General features: G+C 65.6%; 2 pseudogenes. Both read left to right on the top strand.

The annotated features are described in order from the left end of the window. Positions 1-930, top strand: a pseudogene (locus A5673_RS03135) (hypothetical protein); the annotation flags it as partial. Between the two features lie 80 nt (positions 931-1010). Then, positions 1011-2464, top strand: a pseudogene (locus A5673_RS03130) (glycosyltransferase family 1 protein); the annotation flags it as partial.

The following is a 2464-nucleotide window of genomic DNA, read 5'->3' as shown; positions in this document are numbered from 1 at the left end:
CAGCGTCTCGTCGCCGGCCCGGGCGCCAAGGTTGTTGTGAGCCTGGTCGCCGGACCGGACCGCGAGACCACCGAGCAGGCCATCAACTCGTTTCTGAATTCGTGCCTCGATCTGCCACTGTGGTTCGGGCGCTTCCTCGTGGTCGATGCCGGCCTGTCCGCTACCGACCGTGCGTGGCTGGGTGGGCGCTACCGGTTCCTCGAATTTGTCGATTGCAGCCCCGGCGACGCGCCCGCCACACAGCTCGCGCGGCTTCGCGCTCACATCCACGGACGGTTCTGGCTACACCTGGGCCAGGGGTGGCGGTTCTTTGCGCCCGAGAATTTCATCACCCGCCTGGTCGCGGTGCTCGAATCCGAACCACAGGTATTCCAGGTGGGAATAAACTTCGCCGACGCGGTCACGCTGACCGGCGTCTGCGCGGCCGAGCAGGAGGTGCGCCACTCACCCCATGCCGGCCGCTACGTCCTGGCCCAGGCGGTGGCCAGCGGCCCGGCGATGTTCGACACAGGACGCCTGGATCGGGCCGGGGGCATAGGGGGCAGCGACCCAGATCCCATCGCCGAACTCGGTTGGCGGGCAACCGCTGTCGGACTACAGACCGCCAGCCTCGACGAGGTGCTCTGCGTCGCAGCATCGCGGCCCGCGCAGGAACCCAAAGCTCCGGCTCGAGCGGCGAAGAAGGCCGCACCACGGCCCGCGCAACAACCCAAGGCCCCGGCTCGAGCGGCGAAGAAGGCCGCACCACGGCCCGCGCAACAACCCAAGGCCCCGGCTCGAGCGGCGAAGAAGGCCGCGCCGCGGCCCGCACAGGAACCCAAAGCTCCAGCTCGGGCGGCGAAGAAGGCCGCGCCGCGGCCCGCACAGGAACCCAAGGCGCCGGTTCGGGCGTCGAAGAAGGGACGTCGGCCGAAAACACCTCCTCGTTGACCGGATCCAGGCTCCGGCGATGTTCGATACCTATTAACTAAGCCGAGTCAAGCGCAACCCACTTGCTGTAATTTGCACCCATGCGTTTCGCGGTCGCGGTTGTGTCACCGCCCGACCACCAGGACATGAGCGGCGGAGCGTTCAACGAGGTCGCCGAGGCAGTGCACCATGCCTTTCTGGCGCTTGGCCATGACTCGGTGCTGACGCACCGTCTCGACCTCGACGAGCGCCGCACCATCGTGTTCGGCGGAAACCTACTCGTCCAGTACGGCTTGGAACCGCCAAAGAACCCGATCTTTTATAACCTCGAGCAATTGGGTGACGACCTGCCGTGGATGACGATGCCTGAATTCGTCGACCTTTTCCGGCGCTACCCGACGTGGGACTACAGCGAAGCCAACGTCGAATACCTTGCTGCCCTGGGACTTCCGCGACCCACCCACGTTCCGATCGGATACGTCCCCGAGCTGACACGGATCGCCCCTGCCCCCGAGGACATCGACGTCCTGTTCTACGGCGCGCTCAACGGGCGCCGATACGCGGTTCTCCGGGATCTGCGCGACAGAGGTCTTCGGGTCAAATGGCTATCAGGCGCCTACGGTGCGAACCGCGATGCCTGGATCGCACGCTCGAAGATCGTCCTGAACATCCATTACTGGGACGCGAAAATCTTCGAAATCGCGCGGGTATCTTATCTGCTCGCCAACCGACGCGCGGTGGTCTCCGAGCGTGGTGTCGATCCGGAGTTGGAGCGCGACCTGGCGTCGGGCATCGCGTTCGCCGACTACGACGAACTGGTTGAACGCTGCGTGGAGCTCGTCGGCGACGAACGCGCGCGACGCAAGCTCGCCGAGCAGGGCTATCGGGCTTTCTCCGCTCGCGACCAAGCCGCCATCGTGGACCGCGCGCTGTCGGAAGGCCTCAATAGCGTCGCCGAAGAGAGCGTTGCGCGGGACGAGCCTTGCATCGGTGTGCGCCGCGACGGCACACACCGCAGCGCAGATAATCCGCTCCGCGACCGCCAGCTGTTCACCTACAACCTGTTCAAGCACAAGGCTGCGCAGGAGCGTGATTGGTTGCTGGCCAAGGTCAAACGCAACCCAGAGGATGCGCGGTCGGTCTTTTTCCTGGCGGAGACCTACTTCCGCATGGAGGATTTCGTCAATGCGCGCCGGTGGTGTGAGCGGCGAATCGAGATGGGCGGCTGCGACGAGGAGGTCTACTGGGCGATGTACCGGCTCGCCGAGTCGATGGCGGAACTCGGTGAGCCGTGGCCGGATGTTGAGGAGGCTTATCTCAAGGCGTGGGAGTTTCGACCGACCCGCGCCGAGGCGTTGCATGCCATCGCTTTTCGGCATCGCGTCGCGCAGCGCTATGCGCTCGGCTACCAATTTGCCCGGCGCGCCGCCGCCATCCCCTTTCCCGAAGAGGACCTGTTTGTCCCCAGATACGCGGACGTCTACGCGTGGCGGGCCACCGATGAGCTGGCGGTGTGCGCATCGTGGATCGGTGAGCACGCCGAGGCGTTCGCGCT

Source organism: Mycobacterium sp. E3198, from assembly GCF_001667015.1.
Taxonomy (GTDB): domain Bacteria; phylum Actinomycetota; class Actinomycetes; order Mycobacteriales; family Mycobacteriaceae; genus Mycobacterium.
The sequence above is the reverse complement of the archived record's forward strand: the minus strand, read 5'-3'. Positions and strand labels throughout refer to the sequence as shown.